Genomic DNA, 5,413 nt, shown 5'->3' with positions numbered 1-5,413 from the left:
ACCCTGCAGTTTTCAGGAATTGCTTTTTCCAATGTTTCAGGAGGTAAAGCCTTTATTTGATCTATAATGCTTTCGCAGGCATCAATAAGTTTGTCTTCAAATTCCTTGGTAAGAAAAATAGGACTTTCGGAAATTCTGAAAGCAGGCTCCAAACCACTTTTTTGTTTTAAAATTTCTTTAAGCTGCTGGTATTTTTCCTGTGAAAATTCCTTGTTAAACTGTTCTCTGTATTTGGAAATCATATTTTTTTTACTTTGTGATTTTAAAAAATCGAGCAATATTGCTCGATTTATAGGTTATTATTTTAAGATGTTTCAGCTTTGTTCAGCAATACTGATTGCATTATTTACAACATGCTTTTTAATATTGTTATGCTGAGCGAAGTCGGAGCATCTCATATTTACAGACTAAAGTATCCTAAGCCATTACAGCTACACCTTTCAAAATACTTTTCTTGGCAAATTGCAGGAATCTTGGAAGAATCTGATTTCTTGTAAGAATAATCTTATCTTCATCATCCATTCTGTCCAGTGTTTCAAGATATTTTTCCATTCCGAAGTTTTCGATCATGGCTTCTTTGTTCTTTTCATCTTTCAGGTTTTCAAGCATTCCTTCCGGATTTGCTTCCGGGTGGAACTGTGTTCCGAAAATCTCGTCAGAAAAACGAACTGCCATTACCGCTCTTTCCAGATTAATGTGAGGACGGAATTTCTCAATCGCAACGATCTTCATTCCTAATTCTTCAAAGCGGGCGGTATCAGGCTCAATAAACTGGTAGGCTCTTGAATCTACCGCATAAAAAGGGTCCGGAAGGTTTTTAAATAAAAATTCCTGTTCTCCCTCTTCTGTTTTGTGAACCGGCATTACCCCGAAAGAATAGGATTTTCTTTTGCAGATATTTCCCAATTCCCAATGAATACTGGCCAATTGGAATGAATGGCAGATTAAGAACAGATATTTTTTATTTTCGTTGTACTTATTGTGCTCATACACTGCATCCAGGAAATTTCCATATTTTTCTTCCCATTCAAAACCTTCTTTGTGCGGTGTTCCCGGACCTCCTGAAGAAATAAAGATGTCAAAATCTTCAATATTCGGCATTTCATTTTTATACCTCACATCAAAGGTTTGTATACTTACGTTTTCTTCCGAACTTTGCTGGAATGCCTCAGAAATCTCTCTAATGTTTCTAAACCCCTGATTGACATGGTTGTTGTTCAAATCCAACAAAGCCATTCGAATATCTTTCATACTACTTCATATTTTTGGCAAAGTTATCAAAAAATTATGAAGCGGGTTCACCGTGTGTTATGCCATACTCAGTTTCAGAGATCATATAATCCACCACTTTGGTAAGATCACCGGTTTCATTGAATATTTTAAGCTGTCTGTCCGCACCGGTTCCGTTTTGCAAGATCGTCCATGCATATTCCACTTCTTTTCTGCATCCCAGATCATCCACTACGTCATCAATGAATTCAAGAAGCTCTTTTAAAAGATCAGGATAAGGGACAGATTCTTCTTTTCCAAAGTCGATAAGGTGGGCCTCAATTCCGCTTTTAGAAGCGCGCCATTTGTTTTCATTCAGCAATAATCTTCTATAGCTTCTGAAGCTTAAATTCTGCTGATGGAGTTTGTAGATTTTTGCCACTAAACTTTGCATGATTGCGGCTAAACATACCGTTTCGTCAATTCTCAATGGCATATCGCAAATTCTGAACTCAATGGTAGGGTAGAATGGGTGTACTCGTAAATCCCACCAGATTTTCTTGGCATTGTCAATAGTTCCGGTTTTCACCAAAAGATCAACGTAGCTGTCAAATTCCGCTAAGGAGTTAAAATAGCTTGGAATCCCTGTTCTTGGGAATTTGACGAAGATTTCCTGTCTGTAAGACTTGAACCCCGTGCTTCTTCCGATCCAGAAAGGGGAATTGGTAGAAAGGGCATACACGTGAGGAAGGAAATAACGCATGACATTCTGAATTCTTACCCCTTCTTCACGATTCGGAATACCAATGTGAACGTGCAGTCCGAAAATAAGGTTACCCCGTGCCACATCACCCATATCGTCTACAATTTTGTGGTAACGTTCACCATCTGTTATCGTGTTGTGTTCCCAGTTTGAAAACGGATGTGTTCCGCCTCCTGAAACGCGGAGTCCCTGCTCATGGGCAATATTGATCAAATGTCTCCTTAAATTGGTAAGCTCTGTTCTTGCTTCCTGAATATTCTGGCAGATGCCGGTTTCCATTTCAACCATGGATTCGTGCATTTCATGTTTCAGGTTTTCACTTAAAACTGCTTTTCCACCCTCAATAATTTTCGAAACATGAGACACAAGATCCCTGCTCTCAACATCAATGATTTGATACTCTTCTTCGATTCCGATAGTAAATTGATGCATTTTTTTTCTGTGTTTATATTTTTAACAATAATGGTTATTTAGCCGAATCCTTTACAAAAGTTCCCCAGGAAATATTAGGTTTCCCCGGAACATATTCTTGGGCTTTTTCAATAGCCAGTTTGGCAGCGTGCTCTACGATCCATGCGAAGTTGTCTTCTCCTACAGAATTTCTGTCGGCATCCGGTGCAGGATTGCAGAAATCAATAGCATAAGGAATCCCGTCTCTTACGGCAAATTCTACGGTGTTGAAATCATATCCTAAAGCTTCATTCATTTTGATCGTATAATCATGAATGGTTTTTAATAATTTTTCCAATTCTTCTCCCTGTGTCTGATGAGTGGTTGCATATCGTAAATGATGCGGATTTCTAGGCTCATAAGGCATGATATGAACATATTTCTTTCCTAAGCAATACACTCTGTAATAGTCTTGAAAAATAATCTCCTCCTGAACCATCATTACCAATTGTTCCGTTTCGCCTAATTTGGCCCACATATCTTCAGGATTTTCCACCCTGTATACATTTCTCCAGCCTCCGCCATCATGGGGCTTCATATATGCAGGGAAACCAACATAGTTGAAAATATAATCCCAGTCATGGGGGAATTTTAAATTTCTGAATGAGGTTTCTGAGGTATTGGCAGGCCTTTCATGCGAGGGAAGCAATACTGTTTTAGGAAGTGGAATTCCCAGTTTCGTCATCAAAGCATTATTGAAGAATTTTTCATCGGCACTCCACCAGAATGGATTATTGATTACATAGGTTCCGTTCAATGCCGCATTCTTCAGATAGGCTCTGTAAAAGGGAACGTCCTGCGAAATTCTGTCAATAATTACTGCATAGCCATAATCCGCACCTTGTTCCAGCTTGTCTATGTTTACGGGTTCAGCAATAATTTCTCCACCACCCAATTCATTTACCTTGTCTATAAATGCCCAAGGAAATGTATCTTCCATTCCAAATAGAATTCCCACTTTTTTTGTCATAATTGTTGTTTTTAAGGTTGTATATTAATATTTCTAATTAAATTTTCAGGAAAAGAAAGCCCCTACGAATGTCGGGAACACCATTCTCCATAATGGCCAGTCGTGATTGATCCATTTCCGTTCATCATACCAGAAATCAATTCCTTTGGAACTTAATATGTCTGCCATTTCAAGGTTTTTGTCTTTGCAGATATCCTGATCGGAGGTGCTTAATACAATGTGCATATGTTTATATTTCCATGCCTCATCATTTTTTACAAACTCTCTCGGGCAATTGAAGTACACCAGGTCATCAGAATATCCATCCATAAAATTACGGATGCTGAATGCTCCCGAGAGGCAGAACAGATGAGACACCACATCAGGAAATCTGAATGCAAAATTAGCGGCATGATAGCCTCCAAAACTGGCTCCGGCTACCGCAACGCGAAGGGTTTGATGGAGCTTCTGGATATAGGGAATAAATTCCTTAATTAAAAATTGTACATATAGTTCATAATTCTTTATTCTTTGTTTCGGCGATATTTTTTCATCATAAAAGCTCCATGCGTCAATGGTCTGAATGTTATAAAGCTTTACTTTTCCCTGTTCGATAAACCAATTGATACTCCCATTGAGATGAAAATCATGGTTTTGGGTGTACTGTCCCTGAGAAGTCGGAAACATCACAATCGGATATCCATAATGTCCGGTTACTTCTACTTTAAGGCTGGTTCCCAATAGATGTGAATAATAGTCGGTATGTTCTATTTGCGGCATGCTTTAAATTATAAATGATAATTAATTAATTTTGATAGTTATAACTTATAACTCATAACTCTAACTTGTAGGTTTTCCTTTGGGTGGAAGAATGTTCAACATATCGGCCTGGATTTTTTCAGCAGCGCTGTCAAGTCTTTTCTGCACTATCGTAGAATCATTGGATTTGTAAACAATTCCTACATGATAATCGATAGGTAAAAATTTAGCTACCTCATCGCATTCAAATGCATTGTAATCCGGTTCTTTATCTTTGATCAGGGCAACAATCAACCCTGAATAATACCCTGTGGGTTTAGATACTTCATAATGTTTGCCTCGTAAAAGAGCGTCTTCAATTTTGGCCCATTCTCTCCAGATATTGATACTGCTCGATGCTTCTACAAGGTCCGGAATATGAGCGCCTCCAACTCTGGATGAGGTTTCAAGGAAATACCATTTTCCATCATCTTTGCTACGGATAAATTCTGTATGGGTAGCTCCGTTCAATAGTCCGAAACTGGAAAGCACTTTGGCATTCACCTGTTCCAGAGACTTAAATTCATCGGAATATCTTCCCAAAGTCTTGCTTCTGAACACGCCTCCTTCATGAGAAACCTGCATGGGAGGGGCAAGATATTTAGAAGCTGAAGTGAAAACAATTTCTTTATTAAAGGTTAAACTGTCTACATGATACACATCTCCGGGCTTAAAACTTTCCAACAAAAATAAATGGCGTTCCTCTCCAAGAGCATCCAACGCTTCCCAAAGCTGTTCTTTGGTCGTGATTTTTTTGATTCCTGATGCAGAGGCTTCGGAACGGGGCTTCAAAACCCATGGAGCAGCAACTTTCTCTATGAATTGATTGACTTCATCATTATTGAAAACAGCAGTGAATTCCGGGACATTGATTCCCGAATCTTTGGCTTTTTGTCGCATGGCAAGCTTATCCCTGAAATAACGATGCGTAGTCTGACCCATTCCGGGAATACGGAATGTTTCCCTGATCAGTGCTGCTTTTTCTACATCATAATCATCCAATGCAACCACAGCGTTTACTTTTCTCGTCTGCATCAAATGGGAAAATCCCTGAATAAGATGATCCAGATTCCAAACGGAAGGCTTCAGTTCAGGCATATAAAATACCTCATCAATGGCATGCCAGGGCCAGTTTTTTTCTTTGAGATTTTCGGATGTTACCAGGATTATTTTATTACCGAGCTTCTTCATTTCGTCCATAAAATCATAGCCCTTATAATAGCACGAAATACATACTATAGTTT

5 protein-coding genes and 1 pseudogene are annotated in these 5,413 nt (G+C 38.7%); all 6 read right to left on the bottom strand.

Features of this window, described 5'->3' with window-relative positions:
- A pseudogene (locus tag ACGHIN_RS16330) lies at positions 1-242 on the bottom strand (hypothetical protein); the annotation flags it as partial.
- Positions 243-417: 175 nt separating this feature from the next.
- Positions 418-1,251 (bottom strand): type 1 glutamine amidotransferase, encoded by an 834-nt coding sequence (locus ACGHIN_RS16325; protein WP_390455969.1) that lies wholly within the window; start codon positions 1,249-1,251, stop codon positions 418-420.
- 34 nt (positions 1,252-1,285) lie between these two features.
- Positions 1,286-2,404 (bottom strand): carboxylate-amine ligase, encoded by a 1,119-nt coding sequence (locus ACGHIN_RS16320; protein ID WP_390455967.1) that lies wholly within the window; start codon positions 2,402-2,404, stop codon positions 1,286-1,288.
- A gap of 34 nt (positions 2,405-2,438) precedes the next feature.
- The gene (locus ACGHIN_RS16315) at positions 2,439-3,392 is read right to left on the bottom strand and encodes an ATP-grasp domain-containing protein (protein ID WP_390455964.1); all 954 of its coding nucleotides are present in this window, start codon (positions 3,390-3,392) and stop codon (positions 2,439-2,441) included.
- Positions 3,393-3,437: 45 nt separating this feature from the next.
- Positions 3,438-4,151: an alpha/beta hydrolase-fold protein gene (locus tag ACGHIN_RS16310; protein WP_390455961.1), complete on the bottom strand. Its 714-nt coding sequence runs from the start codon at positions 4,149-4,151 to the stop codon at positions 3,438-3,440.
- A gap of 60 nt (positions 4,152-4,211) precedes the next feature.
- Positions 4,212-5,413: ATP-grasp domain-containing protein (locus tag ACGHIN_RS16305; RefSeq protein WP_390455958.1), on the bottom strand; the 1,202-nt coding region annotated here is incomplete at its 5' end.

Source organism: Chryseobacterium barbadense, assembly GCF_042849955.1.
In the GTDB taxonomy this organism is placed as follows: Bacteria; Bacteroidota; Bacteroidia; order Flavobacteriales; family Weeksellaceae; genus Chryseobacterium.
This window is presented reverse-complemented; position numbering and strand designations above follow the sequence as displayed.

Bases quoted from the DNA above. Each gene is read 5' to 3' on its own strand.
- ACGHIN_RS16320 (WP_390455967.1), bottom strand. From the start codon at position 2,404: ATGCATCAATTTACTATCGGAATCGAAGAAGAGTATCAAATCATTGAT.
- ACGHIN_RS16310 (WP_390455961.1), bottom strand. From the start codon at position 4,151: ATGCCGCAAATAGAACATACCGACTATTATTCACATCTATTGGGAACC.
- ACGHIN_RS16315 (WP_390455964.1), bottom strand. From the start codon at position 3,392: ATGACAAAAAAAGTGGGAATTCTATTTGGAATGGAAGATACATTTCCT.
- ACGHIN_RS16325 (WP_390455969.1), bottom strand. From the start codon at position 1,251: ATGAAAGATATTCGAATGGCTTTGTTGGATTTGAACAACAACCATGTC.